The 17414-nt window shown below is 45.0% G+C and carries 21 protein-coding genes; 17 read left to right on the top strand and 4 right to left on the bottom strand.

What is annotated here, in order from left to right; translation table 11 throughout:
* The first annotated feature begins 2 nt into the window (after window positions 1–2).
* The 6 genes from atpG to SUN_RS09115 are packed head-to-tail and all read left to right on the top strand — an operon-like array spanning window position 3 to window position 4480.
* Window positions 3–890 (top strand): ATP synthase F1 subunit gamma, encoded by an 888-nt coding sequence (gene atpG / locus SUN_RS09140; protein ID WP_012083529.1) that lies wholly within the window; start codon window positions 3–5, stop codon window positions 888–890.
* Window positions 891–904: 14 nt separating this feature from the next.
* Window positions 905–2305 carry a F0F1 ATP synthase subunit beta gene (atpD, locus tag SUN_RS09135; RefSeq protein WP_012083528.1) on the top strand — a complete coding sequence of 467 codons (1401 nt, stop codon included), beginning with the start codon at window positions 905–907 and terminating at the stop codon, window positions 2303–2305.
* Between the two features lie 29 nt (window positions 2306–2334).
* Entirely contained in the window at window positions 2335–2721 is a 387-nt protein-coding gene (gene atpC, locus SUN_RS09130; protein WP_012083527.1) for an ATP synthase F1 subunit epsilon, read from the top strand.
* Between the two features lies 1 nt (window position 2722).
* On the top strand, window positions 2723–3295 hold the full coding sequence (locus SUN_RS09125) for a MotA/TolQ/ExbB proton channel family protein (RefSeq protein ID WP_012083526.1): 573 nt from the start codon (window positions 2723–2725) through the stop codon (window positions 3293–3295).
* A 7-nt stretch (window positions 3296–3302) separates the two neighbouring features.
* The gene (locus SUN_RS09120) at window positions 3303–3689 is read left to right on the top strand and encodes a biopolymer transporter ExbD (protein ID WP_012083525.1); all 387 of its coding nucleotides are present in this window, start codon (window positions 3303–3305) and stop codon (window positions 3687–3689) included.
* Window positions 3686–4480, top strand: coding sequence for a TonB C-terminal domain-containing protein (locus tag SUN_RS09115; protein ID WP_012083524.1), 795 nt, complete (start codon window positions 3686–3688; stop codon window positions 4478–4480). The genes SUN_RS09120 and SUN_RS09115 overlap by 4 nt, the downstream gene beginning before the upstream one ends.
* Here SUN_RS09115 and amrB read toward each other — a convergent pair.
* Together amrB and amrA are read right to left on the bottom strand one after the other, a co-directional pair.
* Complete coding sequence (gene amrB / locus SUN_RS09110; RefSeq protein ID WP_012083523.1) at window positions 4477–5298, bottom strand: AmmeMemoRadiSam system protein B; 822 nt, start codon at window positions 5296–5298, stop codon at window positions 4477–4479. The genes SUN_RS09115 and amrB overlap by 4 nt on opposite strands.
* The gene (amrA, locus tag SUN_RS09105) at window positions 5298–5852 is read right to left on the bottom strand and encodes an AmmeMemoRadiSam system protein A (RefSeq protein WP_012083522.1); all 555 of its coding nucleotides are present in this window, start codon (window positions 5850–5852) and stop codon (window positions 5298–5300) included. The genes amrB and amrA overlap by 1 nt, the downstream gene beginning before the upstream one ends.
* A 159-nt stretch (window positions 5853–6011) precedes the next feature.
* Between amrA and tolB the strand changes: the two genes are divergently transcribed.
* The 3 genes from tolB to SUN_RS09090 are packed head-to-tail and all read left to right on the top strand — an operon-like array spanning window position 6012 to window position 8651.
* Window positions 6012–7250, top strand: coding sequence for a Tol-Pal system protein TolB (tolB, locus tag SUN_RS09100; RefSeq protein ID WP_012083521.1), 1239 nt, complete (start codon window positions 6012–6014; stop codon window positions 7248–7250).
* 27 nt (window positions 7251–7277) lie between these two features.
* Entirely contained in the window at window positions 7278–7796 is a 519-nt protein-coding gene (locus tag SUN_RS09095; protein WP_012083520.1) for an OmpA family protein, read from the top strand.
* A 6-nt stretch (window positions 7797–7802) separates the two neighbouring features.
* A complete protein-coding gene (locus SUN_RS09090; RefSeq protein WP_012083519.1) occupies window positions 7803–8651 on the top strand; it encodes a tetratricopeptide repeat protein in 849 nt (282 codons plus the stop codon).
* Window positions 8652–8806: 155 nt separating this feature from the next.
* Here the strand turns inward: SUN_RS09090 and SUN_RS09085 are convergent, their stop codons facing one another.
* Window positions 8807–9565, bottom strand: a complete 759-nt coding sequence (locus SUN_RS09085) for a pyrroline-5-carboxylate reductase (protein WP_012083518.1) — start codon at window positions 9563–9565, stop codon at window positions 8807–8809.
* A gap of 116 nt (window positions 9566–9681) precedes the next feature.
* Here SUN_RS09085 and SUN_RS09080 point away from each other — a divergent pair, with 116 nt between their 5' ends.
* The 3 genes from SUN_RS09080 (at window position 9682) to SUN_RS09070 (ending at window position 13008) form a co-directional block, all read left to right on the top strand.
* Window positions 9682–10914 (top strand): glutamate-5-semialdehyde dehydrogenase, encoded by a 1233-nt coding sequence (locus SUN_RS09080; protein ID WP_012083517.1) that lies wholly within the window; start codon window positions 9682–9684, stop codon window positions 10912–10914.
* Window positions 10915–10986: 72 nt separating this feature from the next.
* On the top strand, window positions 10987–11493 hold the full coding sequence (locus tag SUN_RS09075; RefSeq protein WP_012083516.1) for an FKBP-type peptidyl-prolyl cis-trans isomerase: 507 nt from the start codon (window positions 10987–10989) through the stop codon (window positions 11491–11493).
* A 198-nt stretch (window positions 11494–11691) separates the two neighbouring features.
* On the top strand, window positions 11692–13008 hold the full coding sequence (locus SUN_RS09070; RefSeq protein WP_012083515.1) for a hypothetical protein: 1317 nt from the start codon (window positions 11692–11694) through the stop codon (window positions 13006–13008).
* 3 nt (window positions 13009–13011) lie between these two features.
* Here the strand turns inward: SUN_RS09070 and rd are convergent, their stop codons facing one another.
* The gene (gene rd, locus SUN_RS09065; RefSeq protein ID WP_012083514.1) at window positions 13012–13179 is read right to left on the bottom strand and encodes a rubredoxin; all 168 of its coding nucleotides are present in this window, start codon (window positions 13177–13179) and stop codon (window positions 13012–13014) included.
* A gap of 113 nt (window positions 13180–13292) precedes the next feature.
* On the opposite strand from rd, the gene fabD reads away from it, so the two are divergent.
* Genes fabD through SUN_RS09040 form a run of 5 tightly spaced genes read left to right on the top strand, consistent with a single transcriptional unit; the run spans window position 13293 to window position 17409 of the window.
* Window positions 13293–14237 (top strand): ACP S-malonyltransferase, encoded by a 945-nt coding sequence (fabD, locus tag SUN_RS09060; protein ID WP_012083513.1) that lies wholly within the window; start codon window positions 13293–13295, stop codon window positions 14235–14237.
* 1 nt (window position 14238) lies between these two features.
* Window positions 14239–14973: a 5'-methylthioadenosine/adenosylhomocysteine nucleosidase gene (locus tag SUN_RS09055; protein ID WP_012083512.1), complete on the top strand. Its 735-nt coding sequence runs from the start codon at window positions 14239–14241 to the stop codon at window positions 14971–14973.
* A 2-nt stretch (window positions 14974–14975) separates the two neighbouring features.
* Window positions 14976–15773, top strand: a complete 798-nt coding sequence (locus SUN_RS09050) for a tRNA 2-thiocytidine biosynthesis TtcA family protein (protein WP_012083511.1) — start codon at window positions 14976–14978, stop codon at window positions 15771–15773.
* 54 nt (window positions 15774–15827) lie between these two features.
* Window positions 15828–16781 carry an RluA family pseudouridine synthase gene (locus tag SUN_RS09045; RefSeq protein ID WP_012083510.1) on the top strand — a complete coding sequence of 318 codons (954 nt, stop codon included), beginning with the start codon at window positions 15828–15830 and terminating at the stop codon, window positions 16779–16781.
* Window positions 16732–17409: a fibronectin type III domain-containing protein gene (locus tag SUN_RS09040; RefSeq protein ID WP_050748052.1), complete on the top strand. Its 678-nt coding sequence runs from the start codon at window positions 16732–16734 to the stop codon at window positions 17407–17409. Before SUN_RS09045 ends, SUN_RS09040 begins: the two co-directional genes overlap by 50 nt.
* Window positions 17410–17414: the final 5 nt, after the last annotated feature.

Genomic DNA, 17414 nt, shown 5'->3' with positions numbered 1-17414 from the left:
ATATGGCTAATTTAAAAGAGATAAAGCGTAAGATCAGCAGTGTAAAGAATACACAAAAGACGACTAACGCCATGAAGCTTGTCTCTTCTGCGAAACTGAAAAGAACAGAAGAGCTTGCCAAAAGATCCAGAGTCTATGCAGCAAAACTGACCGAACTCATTGAAGAGATCGCCCAGAAAATGCAACACGCGAGTGCCGAAGGTCTTGACAATATCTTTTTTCAGGAGAATAATAATCCTAAAAAAGTAGACATCATCTTTATCACGGCTGACAAAGGTCTTTGTGGCGGATTCAACTCACAGACGATCAAGAGAACCAGTCAGATGATCGCTGAATACCAGAGCAAAGGTGCAAAGGTAAGACTGAGAGCTATCGGTAGAAAAGGTATCGATTACTTTAAGTTCAACAATGTTGAACTTGATGATGCTATCGTCGGTCTGAGCGCAGCTCCGGATTACAAGCAGTCTTCAGAGTTCATATCTGAAGTGGTAACATCTTATGTCAATGGCGATACCGACAGGATCGTTCTTGTCCATAACGGATATGTCAACATGATCACCCAGGAGATCAGAGAGGATCAGATCCTTCCAGTCGATGCATCCCAACTGGAACTCAGTACGGTTTCAACATCAGAAATGGAAGTTGAACCGGATGATGACGATACGTTACTTGATGCATTGGTTAAAAGATATGTAGAGTACAGTATCTACTATGCTCTTATCGACTCACTTGCAGCTGAACACTCAGCACGTATGCAGGCGATGGACGCAGCAACGAAGAATGCCAAAGAGATGGTAAAAGATCTGAACGTTAAATATAACAAAGCAAGACAAGAAGCGATTACGACTGAGCTCATCGAGATCATCAGTGGTATGGAATCAATGAAATAATTAGAGGAGAAGAAATGACAGGTAAAATAGTACAAGTCTTGGGTCCGGTAATTGATGTGGACTTTACAGACTATCTACCGGAGATCAATGAAGCGTTAGAGACAACATTCATGTTCGAAGGTAAAGAACAGAAATTGGTTTTGGAAGTAGCGGCACAGCTTGGTGATAACAGAGTTAGAACGATCGCTATGGATATGAGTGAAGGTGTGGTAAGAGGGCAGGAAGTGAAAGCAACCGGTGACTCTATCCAGGTGCCTGTAGGTGAAGAGGTTCTTGGACGTATCTTCAATGTGATCGGTGAAGCGATTGACGAGGCAGGCCCTGTCGAAGCGAAAACACACTGGTCTATCCACAGAGATCCACCTCCGTTCGAAGACCAAAGTACAAAAACGGAAGTATTTGAAACAGGTATCAAAGTCGTTGACCTTCTTGCTCCCTATTCAAAAGGTGGTAAAGTCGGACTCTTCGGTGGTGCGGGTGTCGGTAAAACGGTAATCATCATGGAGCTTATTAACAACGTTGCAATGAAGCACAGCGGTTACTCGGTATTCGCGGGTGTTGGTGAAAGAACACGTGAAGGTAACGACCTTTACTACGAAATGAAAGAATCCAATGTACTTGACAAAGTTGCACTCTGCTACGGTCAGATGAGTGAACCTCCGGGAGCAAGAAACAGAATTGCACTGACAGGTCTTACTATGGCTGAGTATTTCCGTGACGAGATGGGCCTCGATGTTCTTATGTTCATCGACAACATCTTTAGATTTGCACAGTCCGGTTCAGAAATGTCTGCATTGCTTGGACGTATTCCTTCGGCGGTTGGTTATCAACCGACACTCTCAAGAGAGATGGGTGCGCTTCAGGAAAGAATTACATCAACAACCAAAGGTTCGATCACTTCTGTTCAGGCAGTTTACGTTCCTGCGGATGACTTGACTGACCCGGCGCCAGCTTCTGTATTTGCCCACCTCGATGCGACAACGGTTCTTAACAGATCTATCGCAGAAAAGGGTATCTATCCTGCGGTGGATCCATTGGATTCAACTTCAAGAATGCTTGACCCGCAAATTATCGGTGAAGAGCACTACAACGTAGCACGTGGTGTACAGCAGATCCTCCAGAAGTACAAGGATCTTCAGGATATCATTGCGATCCTTGGTATGGATGAGCTTTCAGAAGATGACAAACTTGTTGTTGAAAGAGCAAGAAAGATCGAAAAATATCTTTCACAGCCATTCCACGTTGCTGAAGTATTTACAGGTTCTCCAGGTGTATACGTTACACTTGAAGATACTATCGAAGGGTTCAAAGGTCTTCTTGAAGGTAAATATGACGATATGAACGAAGCGGCATTCTATATGGTAGGAAATATGGCTGAGGCTATTGCGAAAAACGATAAGATCAACGCTAAGTAAGCTTAGTTCTTGTCTGACAAAGGATATATATGGAACTAATGAAGCTTGAAATTGTTACACCGAACGGTGTGATCTTTGATGACGATGTCAAACAGGTAACACTTCCGGGTAGTGAAGGTGAGTTCGGGGTTCTCCCAAAACATGCTACTTTGGTCTCTTTGCTTGATACCGGTGTGATCGTGATCGAAAAAGCGGATGGAAGCGAAGTGGCTGTCGCCATCAATTCCGGTTATGTAAAAGTCGATGAAGAGAAAACAACGTGTATCGTAGATGGTGCCGTGGCTCTCTCCGGTGAGGACAGTGATCTTGCCAAAGCACTTGAAGAGGCGAAAGAGCTTATCAAAAAAGCGGAATCTTCAAGTGTTGCTATCGCATCAGCGGTCAGCAAAGTTGAGCAGATCGGAAAGTCTTTCTAAATTGGGATCTCTCCTGGATTATTTCATTAACAGCAGTGCGATCACTATTTTCGTTCTGCTGTTGCTTTCGGTTTACTTTATAGTAACATTCTGGGTATTCCTGGACAGATACTACATCTTGAACTCCCGTATCAAATCAGAAGCGAGATCACTTAAATCACTCTATTCAGGTCAGTCAAAATCAGTGATGAGCAATTCACTTATTTTTACTTATCTGAGCCGTGTAAATACCCCCAACAAAGCCATTCTTGAAGCAGCGGCCTCTGATGCCATACGTGTTTCGACCAAAGGGCTTACCTGGCTCTCCATTATTGCATCGACTGCGCCTTTCATAGGACTGTTCGGTACGGTCATCGGTATACTTGAAACATTTTCCAAGTTGGGAGATCAGTCCAGCGCATCACTCTCAGTCGTTGCTCCTGCCATCGCTGAGGCACTCATTGCTACGGCGGCTGGTATCGCTGTTGCGATCTTCGCTTATACCTTTCATCTGATTTTGAAGCGTAAAGCTTATGAACTTTCCTCTCTTCTCTCTTCACAGTCCGAAGTGATCCTCTCTCAGGTAGAGGAGTGAGAAGCGTATGTTTTCATGGGATGATAACCCGGATCTGAACATCACACCGCTGGTGGATGTCATGCTGGTCCTCATGGCCATCCTGATGATCACTGCACCTACTATTAATTTTCAGGAACAGATCGACCTTCCCCAGGGCTCCAAAACCGTCAAAGTAAACAAGCCCAGAACATTGACGATCAGAATGGATAAAAAACGGAAGATCTACCTGAACAACGATACCTATGCCTTGGATACTTTTGCAGATGATTTTGTCAATAAATCAGCTAAAATAGACAAGAACTCGGAAGTATACATCCGTGCAGACGAACAGCTCAAATATAAAGATGTGATGTATCTTCTCAAAAGTGTCAAAGCTGCGGGCTTCGAGAAGGTCTCCCTGATAACATTATGATAAAACAAACCTCTACAGTTATCTCCGGGGTATTGGCTTTTGTTGCATACTTCATCATTATTGGTTTGCTGATATTCTATTTCAATACGCGTGATGAAACCCAAAAAGAGCATTTTGTTAAAAAAAATGAAAAACGTATACAGGTTGCACTCGCTTCACCAAAAAAGCTAACTGCTCCCAAAAAGAAAGCTATAAAGAAGTCAAAACCAAAACCAAAACCAAAACCTAAGCCCAAGCCAAAAAGAAAATCGAAAAGCAAGAAAATATCCAAAAAAAAAGTGATCAAAGAGAAGGTGGTCAAAAAAAAGATCGTCAAGAAAAAAGATATCAATGCCACCAAGCCCAAAAGGAAGGCCAGGGACCTGTTCAAGAATGTGAAAACAAGCAAAAAGAAAAAACTGAATATACAGGTTTCTGACAAACCGATCAAAACGAAGCCAAAGAACGACCTGATAAAAGTCAGTAGCATGAGTGCAAGTGAACGTATCAATGCTTCCCTTCAGTCGGACAGAAAGAGTGACAAAGGTGTCGAGAATGCCTATTTTGCCCATGTGCAGAGAATGCTTGAGGATTGGCCGGCACAGAGTGATTTTGCAGGAGAGAAAGCTACTGTGATCCTTTATATCGAGCCAAGTGGTTTTTTCAAGTTCCGTATCGTATCGCAATCCAACATTCCTCCTTTCAACCGTGGTTTGAAGGAATTCCTTGAACAGTTACAGGAGACCGGATTCGGTCCGCATAATGCAGGACGGACCTATAAGTTTAAAGCGGAGTTCATAGCAAAGGATTAATGCTTTTTATCGGGATAGTAAAATATCGCCGACATATACCCCACAACCGAACTTTCATCATGCGTTGTTTTGGCAGAAGTACTGTAATCCAACAGTTTTGAGGATAAACCGAGTTTTCTTGCCGCAAGTATCATGGCTGTAATACCTGTGATTCCGCAGGCTTCGCACCCTTTTAATTCATTCATATCAAGTTTTACCACGGCTCTGAGGCAGTTCCTGTCCAGCTTTTCTGCTTTTTCAAGAGGATAGAAATGGCTCAGGTCCGAGCTGATGACGACGGCATTGTCCGGGTTCTTGAGCAGGGCAGTAATGATGAGCGCAAGCTCTTTGGCGGGAACATCACCATACACAAGTTCGATGACTTTTGCTTTTGGAAAGTAGTGCTGAATGAAGGGCATCTGCACTTCGGTCGAATGCTCTTTTTCATGTGCTTTTGGGTCGAAACCTATGTTGAACTCTTTGGCCAGCGCGAAAAGATAGGGGTTGTCTATCTCAATCTCCCCGCAGGGTGTTTCAAAATTTTCAAAATGACCAGCAGAGATGCCTTTGAAGTAGTAATGATGGCTCGGACCGATGACGATGATGCGTTTGGGTTTCGTGTGTTTCAGAAACCGGTAGGCGAAGTTGGCGGTGAAACCGCTGTAAATATAGCCGGCATGGGGAACAATGATGGCTCCAGGTCTGATATCAAGTATCTCTTTTTTGATGGAGAGCCTGTCAAAAGCTGCATTGAATTCCCGGATGTAACGTCTGATCTCTCTGCATCTCTCAGGATAGAAAGAGCCGGCAACGGCGGCTTTTCGTATGCCCTGGGGCATCACTCCTCCTCATACTTGGTGACATGATAGACCTCGATATCGGGATGGTGCTTGAGACAGTCACCCGGTAGTCCCGCTTTCATGCATAAAGAGGAGAAGAAAGCATCAAAGTTTGGCAACTGTTCCCAGACCTGCGGCAGGTAGGTGGCTTGGTAGCCGTCGTAGCGAAGGACAACACCGTCCTTCATGGGAACGATCTTGCTTCTGAGGTCTTCAATATCACTGTACTGCAGCGGTTTGGGTTCTGAGAGGATGGAAACCTCTATTTTGATATCTTTCAGCTCCTCAGGGGTCATTGGTGGGAAACGTGGGTCATGCAGGGCTGCTGCCTGCGCATTGGCGATGATATCCTTGTAAAGCGGACGATATGCCTGCAGAGATCCTATACATCCACGAAGCTGGTCATTGGCCCTTTTGTTAATGGTCACGAAAGCAGCTCCATTTTCCAGCAGCTCCGGGTATTTTTTCAGTGCACCTTCCAGGTCAAAATTCTCAGGCTGATTAAGTGCCACGAGTATAGCGGCTTTTGCCAGTCCTATCAGTACTTCTTGCATAAGTCGACTCCTTCCTTTTTTTTATTTTAACATAAAAAGAATAACCAAAAAACCGGTTAAAATTTTCCCTTAATATTAATTAATGAAGATTTTAAGTCTGCCTTGATACAATGCACTATTAAATACTATTACACGTGTAATATTGCTAAAGGAATACCTTTGAGATATCTTTTGATCCTGCTGTTTTCCATACACCTTTTTGCTGTTGATGCCTCCATGAAAATCGAAAAAGATGTTGAACATCGTTCGCGTATTGCATTGGTCGACGGTTCATCTGTCAGCAACGGCAAACTTTTCAAAATACTGCTTTCGGACTTCAAGATCTCCGGCCACTTTCTTGCCGACAGCAGCCTGTACAAAAGTAATTTTTCCTCCGGGTTCATTGCACCAAACCTCAAAAGCAAAGAATATATCGTAAAATACCGCTTTACACAAGCAAACGGTGTGAAACTTGAGATACGTCTTCTGAAAGCGTCGGACGGCTCTCAAATTTTCGAGAAAAGCTATGCCATCCAAAACAGCAGTAAAATGCCTTTCCTGGTTCACAAAGCGGTCTATGACATCAACAGAGTGCTGAAGTACCCGGATATCGGCTGGATTAACCGATATGTTGTTTTCTCCAGATATACTGCACCCAAACGTAGTGAGATCCTACTGGCAGATTATACCTTCACCTATCAGAAAGTGATCATCAGAGGAGGGTTGAACCTTTTCCCCAAATGGGCGGACAGTGCGCAGAAGAGTTTCTACTACACGTCCTATGCAGGGCTGATCCCGACACTGAACAAGATCAATATCTATACCGGTTCGAAAAGTAAAGTAGCTTCTTCTGAGGGAATGATTGTCTGTTCTGATGTCAGTCCTGATGGAAGCAAAATGCTCCTGACTATGTCTCCCGAAGGACAGCCGGATATCTACGAGATGAGCCTCTTTACAGGTTCCAAGACAAGGGTAACGAAATTCAACGGTATTGATGTCAACGGAAAATATCTTGGCAACGGCAGTCAGATTGTTTTTGTTTCCAACCGGCTCGGGTATGCGAATATCTTCAAGAAATCCATTAACTCCGCAGCGGTACAGCAGGTGGTCTTCCATGGCCGCAACAACAATGCAGTCGATGCACACGGTAACAAGATCATCTATTGCAGTAGGGAGGGTAACAATGCCTTTGGGGGTAACAGGTTCAATCTCTATCTGACCTCTGCCAATGGAGGCAGTTCTCGGCCGCTTACGACTACAGGCAGCAACCAGTTTCCCCGTTTTTCAACAGATGGGTCGGTAATATTGTATATTAAACAAAACGGCAACAGCTCTTCGATAGGTTACATCAACCTGGGAAGTTCACAGAGTCTGCTTTTCCCTCTGGGTGGCAGAAAGATACAATCGATTGATTGGTAAGATAAGAGATCAGAAAAAGGATAGCATGTGATAAAACAGACATTATTGACAGCAGCAGCATTGGCAGTATTGCTTTTAAGCGGTTGCGGACAGACGGCACCGACACTGGGTGGCTCAGGCGGCAAGAACAACTTTACGGATGCTACAGAGATCACCGGTGATACCGTTACGGTCGATGAAAACGGAGCTGGAGGAAGTTTGGGCAACAGCAGTGCCGACGGCTTTACTTCTGTTTATTTTACTTTTGATGACTACAGTATATCGGGAGCAATGCAGAGCAAGATCTCGGCTGATGCCTCCAGAGCGGCCCAAACATCAGGGAAAATAAAGGTAGAGGGTAACTGTGACGAGTTCGGTACCGATGAGTACAACTATGCACTGGGACTTAAGCGTGCCAAAGCGGTCAAAGATGCTTTGCGTGCCGAAGGGGTTGATACGGCAAGAATGGTCATGGTGAGCTACGGTGAGAGCAACCCGGTATGTTCTTCTCCGACGGACAGCTGTTATGCAAGGAACAGAAGAGTCGACCTCAGGTTGGCAAGGTAAGCTGTGATGAGATACAGCAAGCTATTTTTTTCTTTTGTCCTGTTTGTTTTTGTAGGAATGGGTATGCTGATGGCAGAGCCATCGGTCTATGGTTACCGTGACAGTGCACCAAGCTATGATGACGGTTACAGCAGCCGCGGTAGAAAATCGGCCAAGGTAGTGATTACAGAGAACAGGGATAACATCGTCCGACTCAAACGTCGGATTGCAGAACTTGAAGAACGTGTGGATGGTCTCTCCTCCCTGGTCGAAGGGATGAGTATTACCATCAATGAACTTCAGGCCCCGGGAAGACTGCAGCAGACACAGACAAATACGTCCAGTACGGATAATACGGCACTTCTCAAAGAACTTGGCGCAATGATCGATCAGATCAATGAAAATTATGTGAGTAAAGAAGAACTGCAGCGGATCCTCAAGGGAAAAGGAAATTACGTTGCCCCTAAAAAAGAGAAAAGCACTAAGTCAACAGACAGTGAGTCTCTTGGAAAAAGTTCCAATGCCAAACTGTACAGTGAAGGGGTCAGGCTTTTTAACAAGAAGCGTTACAACGAAGCGAAGAAACGTTTTACCATTACCGATTCAAAAGGCTACAAGCCTGCTGCATCCAACTATTATCTGGGAGAGATTGCCTATTATACAAAAAAGTATGACGATGCGATTTTCTACTTTAAAAAGAGTGCAGGTCTGTACGACCAGGCAAGTTATATTGATACCTTGCTGCTTCATACCGGTATTTCTCTGGAGAAGACAGGAGAGAAGGAACAGGCAAGAGCTTTTTATAAGAATATCATAGAGAATTACAGTGGTAAAAAAAGTGCAAAGATCGCCAAGGATAGATTGAAGAAGTTGTAAGGTTTGTTCCGTTTCTATATCGTGGAAAAGTAGGGTGCTGTGCCCTCACAGCACCAATAAAATCAAATTGGTGATATATGCGCCATCGTTCATAGATAGAATGGTGCCGTCGGGAGACAGCACCCTACGCAAATCCCATGCTATGCATGGAAATATTATAACTCTTTGGCCCGCTTATATGCCTCTTCAATAGCATCCATACAGGCAGAGCGTACATTGCCCTCTTCCAGTGCCCCGTAACCTGCGGCAGTTGTGCCTCCGGGGCTCATCACGCCATCCTTCAGCAAAGCTGGGTGTACCTCCTGGATCAGTTTTCCAAATCCGTTGAAGAGTCCACGCATGGCAGCCATGGCATCTTCTCTTTTAAGACCCTGCTTGACTGCACCGTCGGCCAGTGCTTCTGCAACGAGCGCGAGATAGGCAGGTCCGGAACCGGCCAGTGCCGTGGCAATATCTATCTCTTTTTCAGAATTGAGCCAGAGAGTATCACCTACGGCGCCAAGGAGGGATTCCGCCTCTCTTTGGAAGCGGTGGTCTCCTGTCAGTGTGGTCATAGAGGCACCGACACTGGCGGCGAGGTTCGGCATAGCCCTGACGACCGCTTTGCTTTTAATATGTTTTTTCAGTTTCTCCAACGAAGTTCCTGCAAGAACAGAGAAGAGTACTCTGGCCTTTCCTTTAAGTTGTTTCCCAACCTCTTCGACATTGGCAGGTTTGACACAGAGCAGAACGGTTCTATCCGTTATATCGAAACCATCGAGAAGATATTTGTCGATCCGGCTCTCAAGACCGGATTCGAAACGGTCGAGCTTCTCCATCTCTCTGCCTACTACTTCGATATTGTATTTTCCTTTGAGGCCTTTGGCGATACTCAGCGCCATATTGCCGTTACCAATGAATGTGATTGTTTGCATCATAACTCACTTAGATTAAATTGGATCAATTATAACACATAAAATTGTAGGGTGCGTTTGCCAACACATCTTTATTTGGTATAATAACCGCAATTATTTTATAAGGAATCAAAAAAATGGAAGCATTTTTAGAAGAAGCCAAAGCGTCAAGCCGTGTGCTTGCCGGCATCAGCGGAGCGGACAAGAACAGGATACTCAAAGAGATGGCGCAGGCACTCAGAGCCAGTACGGCAGAGATACTCAAAGCCAATGCACTGGATATGGAAGATGCGGACAGAAACGATCTCACTCCGGCACTGAAAGACAGACTGCTGCTCGACGAGAGCAGGGTCGAAGGAATGGCAGTGGCGGTTGAGGAGATAGCTGCACTCAAAGAGCCTGTAGGCCGTGTACTTGACGGCTGGGTAACAGAGGATGGTTTAAAGATCGAGAAGGTCTCCGTGCCTATCGGTGTGATCGGCATCATTTATGAATCACGCCCGAATGTCACATCCGATACGGCAGCTTTGAGTTTCAAGAGTTCCAATGTATGTGTGCTCAAAGGTGGGAAGGAAGCGCAACATTCCAATGAAGCCATTGCAAAGGTTCTAAGAGCAGTACTCAAGAAAAACGGTTTGCCTGAAGCACTCATTTCCCTGATCCCAGATGCCTCGCGTGAAGGGGTGGCAAAACTGATCAAGATGGACAAGTATGTCGATCTTATCGTCCCGCGTGGAGGAGAGGGGCTCATCCGTTATGTCTCGGAGAATGCTTCCGTTCCTGTTGTCAAGCATGACAAAGGACAGTGCCATACCTATATTGATGAAGATGCCAATGTGGAGAATGCCATCAGGATTGCCATCAATGCCAAGGTACAGAGACCGGGTGTCTGCAACGCGATGGAAACACTGCTGGTCGATACTGCTATTGCCAAAGAGGTACTGCCTCTGCTGAAAGAAGCTTTTGATGCAGCACATACGGAATTGAAAGGTTGTGGCGAAACGCAGGAGATCATTGAGGTAGCACCGGCAACGGAAGTGGATTTCGATACGGAATACCTGGCAAACATCCTCAATATCAGGGTAGTGGATGGCGTCGAGGGTGCCATAGACCATATTGTCCGTTATGGTTCGGGACACTCTGAAGCGATCATCACGGAAAATATTACTACTGCGGAAGCCTTTCTGAACGGTATCGATGCGGCAGTGGTCTATGTGAATGCTTCTACGCGATTCACGGATGGCGGTGCTTTCGGTTTCGGTGCGGAGGTCGGTATCAGTACCAATAAGCTCCATGCACGGGGACCGATGGGCATAGAAGGATTGACAACTTACAAATTCAAAATTTACGGTTCCGGACAAATTCGTTAAAAATACCAAAAAGCTAAGCACCTCTAAAGTTTGCTTGGTTACAATACCACAAATTCAATATTAGGAAAATAAATGGCAATTGCAAATGAAAACAGTGTCGTAGGCATTGAATACGAAGTAAAAGAAGCAGGCTCATCAGAAGTCGTAGATACAAACAAAGGTGCACAGCCACTTGAGTTCATTACAGGTAAAGGGCATATCATTCCGGGTCTCGAGAATGCGCTTGTAGGTATGGAAAAAGGCGAAAGCGGAGACATCATGGTCAAAGCGGCAGACGCATACGGTGAAGTGAACCCTGAAGCGAAACAAACTTTGCCTATCGAGCAGTTCGAGGGTGTGGATCTTAAAGAGGGAATGACACTTTACGGACAAGGCGAAGATGGCCAGACAGTACAGGTAACCGTTACCTCATTCAACGATAAAGAAGTACAGGTTGACTTCAACCATCCTTTGGCGGGTAAAGACCTTATGTTCTCGGTAACAGTACTTGACGTAAGAGATGCAACAGATGAAGAAGCTGCTACCGGTCAGGTTGGCGGTGAACACTGTGATGACGGCAGCTGTGGCTGCGGACACTGATTTCCATATAAAGAAGTCCGTCAAGCATTTCTGCCAGACGGACTGAACACTACAAAACCTTCAGCTTCTTACAGGCAAAGCTTCAAAATATATTTTAAAAATGAATAAAACTCAATGATATTTACACCTATTTTTGTTATCATTAACTTTATATATGCCCTGCATTTTATAAAAAATTGCGTGTGAAAAAGGAAATATATGTCAAAAAATGATAACGTGTTTAATATCAGTATGTTATTGATGACACTCTTTTCCTCCCTGGAAGTCATACGTAATGAAAAGAACATAGAACTTGTTTATGATGTAGGCCTCACCGTTCCTAAAGAGTTAAAAGGTAACAGTGACGCTCTTCTGCATCTTTTGATACAGGTACTTACTTTTGTTTTACAGAATACTGAGAACAAAGAGGTTGTCCTTTCTATTGGTGCACCTGAAGAATTCCTCTATGAAGAGCTTGTTACTTTTGCAGTAAAGGAAAGTGGTATCAATGAGATGAAAATAGATACTCTCATCGAGAATCGCCTGACTGAAAGTCTTGAAGTACTTTCTGCAGAGATAGATAAGAACGAAACAAAAGGTGAAGATATTGTCATCAAAATACCTTTGAAAGTGGACGATATAGGAAACCAACGCCATTACAGACTGCCGGATATTTCAATGCTTGGCAAAAAAGTATTGCTGGTCTGTGCCAAAAAAAGAGTAGCGGCGAGTATCGAAAAAATGTTCAGGTATTTTCTCTATGAAGTGGATGTGGGATTGGAAGCCTATAAAAAACAGGGTAGTAATCTTTCACGCTATGATATTGTGGCTATTGACGCCGCTTTGGCAACGGAAAAGCTTGAAGAACTTATTGAACGTATCCAGCAAAAACACTCTTTGAAATATGTTATTGTAGAAAATGCAGACTTTAATATGGCAAAAGCCAATCATCCGAAAGTTCAAACGGCTTACCTGATCAAACCTGTGATGCAGGAGAGTATTTTTGAATTGATCATAGAACTTTTTAAGGATGATATTGTAGATAGAACGATTCGCTCCGATTCGATTGAAACAATCATTGATATGAAAAAATATATCAACTATGACCGCTTGCTTGAGGCAGAGAAGTATGTGTTGCAGGCGAAAAAAGAGCATGAAAGAAAAAAAGTGACAGAGCAGGTGGTAGACACACCTTCTCTGCCTGTCCTGGATACTGAAGTTGGATTAAAGAATGCAAAAACAGTCGGGATGGATTACAACCAAAAGCTAAGAAATTTTCTTGATGATTTCAAACGTTCCGATATCTTTTTCAGGGACAATGTCAAGGATAAATCGATCTGGAAGACCAAAGAATTCCTTATCGATGTGGAGAAAGAGGCACGATTCATCGGTGCACTGCGTTTGACAACCGTGATAGAACAGGCCAGTATGCTTTTTGTGTACGATAAATTGGAGGACCTGCCGCTCTATGTCAACAAGTATCATCTTGAACTGGTGAGACTTGTTGAAGAGATAAACAAATACCTTAAAGCCTAATCTTCACTCCTCGTATGGTTCAAAATCCTCTTTGCTGACACCACAGTCAGGACACTCCCAGTCATCCGGTAACTCTTCAAAAGCAGTTCCCGGAGTAATCCCGGAGTCGGGATCTCCAAGTGCAGGATCGTAAATGTAGCCGCACACGGTACAGATGTATTTTTGATTCATAATTATTCCTTTCTGCATGATTTCTCAATAAAAGATGGTAAAATACCTAAATATTTTAACGAAGTCTCTGTGGATACAGTGTGTAGTGCAGAACTTCGATCCAAAGGATTATGATGTCAGCAAAATGTGCGTTTTTATTTCCGGGACAGGGTTCCCAGGCTGTAGGTATGGGAGAAGATTTCTTTAACAATTCAAATGTAGCAAAGCAGATGGTGGCCGATGCCGGCAGCAGAACGGGGATCGATTTTGAGAGACTGCTTTTTACTGAAAATGATGATCTTGAGAAAACAGAATTTACGCAGCCTGCTATTCTGCTTGTATCTTCTATAGCCCATAAGCTGTTTGAAGATGAAATGCCTATCAGACCGGTCTATGCGCTTGGACATTCGCTTGGAGAGTTCTCTGCCCTGGTGTCTGTAGGTGCTTTGGATGTGACGGATGCAGTTGAACTGGTGAACCTCAGGGGTAAACTCATGGCTGAAGCCTGTGCCGGTCAGGATGTGGGTATGCTGGTCTCTCTGGGGCTTGCCGATGATGTGGTAGAGAAGATCTGTGAAGAGCAGAGGGCGGCAGGCATGAAAGTATGGCCGGTCAATTACAATGCCGAAGGTCAGATCGTTATAGCAGGTATCAAACCTGATCTGGAAAGACTTGAGCCGATCCTTAAAGAGGCAAAGGCAAGAAGGGCAATGCTGCTCAATATGTCCGTGGCATCACACTGTCCATTACTTGAAAGTGCGACGGCACCGTTGGCAGAAAAACTGCAGGAAGTACTCAGAGACGAGTTTACCGCACCTGTGGTCTCGAATGTTACAGCGGAGAAGTACAGCAGCAAAAAAGAGGCGTTGGAACTGCTACCCAGGCAGCTTGTCTCTCCTGTACTCTACAAACAGTCCATCTCCAAGTTTGATGATGAAGTTGATTGTTATATCGAATTCGGTCACGGCGGGGTACTTAAAGGTTTGAACAGAAAAGCGACAAAAAAACCGCATTTTGTGGTCTCTGACATGGCCTCCCTTGCAACAACGATCGATGAGATCAGAAAGCTGGGTGCATAGGATGGCAAAAAAGATCGCAATCATGGGAGCGATGGTTGAAGAGGTCGATCCCTTTTTGGGAACGGATGAACATGAACCGCTGCTGAAATACTTTAAGAAACACAATGACGTGACATATGGGAACAATCTCTACCATGAAGCAAAATACAAAGAGCTTGATATTGTGCTTGGATACTCCAAGATCGGTAAAGTGAATTCCGCATTAACCGCAGCGACGATGATAGAACATTTCGGCTGTGATATGTTACTTTTTACCGGTGTGGCCGGAGCGATCTCACCTGACCTGAAGATCGGTGACCTGATTGTTGCGACGCAGCTGTGCCAGCATGATCTGGACATTACGGCCTTTGGACATCCCCACGGGTACGTACCTGAAGGCAAGGTGTATGTTGAACCTTCAAGAGAATTGATACATATCGCCAAGAGGGTGGCTGATGAAAAAGGCATTAATCTGAAAAAAGGTGTGATCGCAACGGGTGACCAGTTCATTGCAGACAGCGAACGCAAAGAGTGGATAGCTAAAACCTTTGATGCTGATGCACTTGAAATGGAAGGAGCATCGGTTGCCGTGGTATGTGACGCACTCAATGTTCCCTTCTTTGTCCTTCGGGCTATCAGCGATGCCGCCGATACCGATGCAACTTTTGATTTTGATGAATTCCTCAAACATTCTTCACAGGTTAGCAGCAGTTTTATTATGGCAATGTTGGAAAAACTTGTAGCTGAACAGGCATGAGTATGTCCCAAAGAGACAGTAGATCTACACCACAGCTCAAAATGAGCAAAAAACTCCTCAAGGTCATCGGAAAGACCAATGCGGAGTTCAGACTCATAGGTGAAGGTGACAGGGTCCTTGTAGGCCTGAGCGGAGGAAAAGATTCTCTGGCTTTGGTGCATGGACTCAAACATATACAGAGGCATGCCCCTTTCCGTTTTGAGTTTGAAGCCTGCACCGTCAAGTACGGTATGCCCGATGAACATTACGATTTCCTCTCAAAACACTGTGAAGAGTACGGTATTAAACATACAGTGTACGATACCAATATCTTCGAGATCTCCCACAACACTATCCGGGAGAACTCTTCTTTCTGTTCCTACTTCTCCCGCATGAGAAGAGGGGCTCTGTATACCTTCGCGGAGCAGGGCGGCTTCAACAAAGTGGCACTCGGGCATCATTTTGATGATACGGTGGAGAGTTTCTTTATGAACATGTTTTATAACGGTACCATGAGGGCCTTGGCCCCCATCTACAAGACTGGGAGAGGCTTTCACCTTATCCGGCCGCTTATTCAAGCCAGGGAATCACAGCTAAGAGCTTTCGCGGATGACAACAACCTTCAGGTCATCGGTGACGAAGCCTGCCCCGCCATGCTCAAAGATGTCAAAATGCCTCATGCCAGGGCTTCGACCAAAGAATGGCTTTCCGGACTGGAAAAAGAGAATAAAGATATCTTCAAAATGTTCAAAGCCTCCTTCAAGCATATCCATGACGATACTTTTCTCGACCCTGCACGCTGGAAGAGAGACGATATATAACGCGTAGGGTGCGTAACCACGCACCCTATGTGGGGATATTGAGGAAATTAATGAATGAATAATTTTAATGTAGAAACAGCAGGTCGTATAGACAAAGTATTGGCACACGAACTCGATGTCAGTCGTAATCAGGTTGAGAAGTTGGTAAAGGATGGTCTGGTTTCTGTCAACAAGAAGATGGTAACCAAGACAAGTTTCAAGGTGGTAGAAGGTGATGAGATAACCTATGAGTTCAAAGAGGCTGAGAAACGTGAGCCTGTTGAGATAGACTTTGACGTCGAGATACTGTACGAAGATGAGTATCTAATGGTGGTGAACAAACCGAGTGGCCTGGTCGTGCATCCTGCTCCTTCGGTGAAAGAGCCTACACTGGTGGACTGGCTGGTGAAGAAGGGGATCTCGCTCTCTACTATTTCGGGGGAAGAGCGCCATGGTATCGTGCACCGCATTGACAAAGAGACGACGGGTGCGCTGGTGATCGCCAAGGATAATAAGGTGCATGAGATGCTCAGCGAGCAGCTTCAGGACAAGAGTATGGGGCGCTACTATCTGGCGCTGATAGACCATTTTCTCAAAGAGGATGTGGTCGTCGACAAGCCCATCGGACGTAACCCGCACAACAGACTGAAAATGGATGTCGTACCGCATGGGAAGCCGGCAAAAACGGCTTTCAAAAAGCTGTTGACTTCGGAGTATGATGTGGAGCTGATCGCGGCGAAGCTCTTTACGGGAAGGACCCATCAGATACGCGTGCATCTCAATACGCTGGGACGGCATATACTGGGCGATGATTTATACGGTTTTAAGAGCAAAAGAGATAAAATTCCAAGAGTTTATCTACATGCGTATCTGTTATATCTTATCCACCCCGTCACCGGTGTGAAAATGGAGTTCACCGCTCCGCTTTTCGATGATATGAAACTGTATTTATCCAAATATTTTGATCAAAGTGACATAGATGAAAAAATCGATCCTCTTACTCTGGGTTCTCGCTTTACTGACCTTTAGCGGCTGCGGTTCCGCCATCAAGGGATTGATGGTCTACGGCAAAGACCCCAGCTTGCCCTCGCTCGGAACCGTACGGACGCTTCCGATGATGAGTTCCGTCGGTTTCGAATGGGATACGATCAAAAGTGACAAGGTACACGGCATTAACGTTTACAGAAAATCTCCCGACGCCAAAGACCCCGAAGGAAGGGAGTTCAGACGAGTCGGCAGCATAGGCAACCGGTATGCTACACATTTTGTCGATACGCATGTAAAACCGGACAGACGGTATGTCTACAAGTTCACTACCTTTTCTTTTGGAAAAGAATCCGCACCGGGAACAACGGTTGAAGTGCGGACGAAACCCACTTTTGCACCGGTCTCGTTCCTGAAAGCCTATAAGGCTGGACCGACAGCGGTCAAACTGCTTTGGCGGCCGCACCCCAGCGACAAGATCAGCAGCTATATCATTGAAAGATCGGTCAATGGCGGAGAATGGCGGTTCATGGCACAGGTCGAAGGCGTGCTGATGGCGGAGTATATCGATACACTGGTACGCGGAGGCAACACTTATGCCTACCGTATCATCGCCAAAAGCTATGAGGGTATCAAGTCCAAGCCGAGCCAGGTCGCCCGTATAACACTCTAAAACAT

Source organism: Sulfurovum sp. NBC37-1, from assembly GCF_000010345.1.
Classification (GTDB): domain Bacteria; phylum Campylobacterota; class Campylobacteria; order Campylobacterales; family Sulfurovaceae; genus Sulfurovum.
This window is presented reverse-complemented; position numbering and strand designations above follow the sequence as displayed.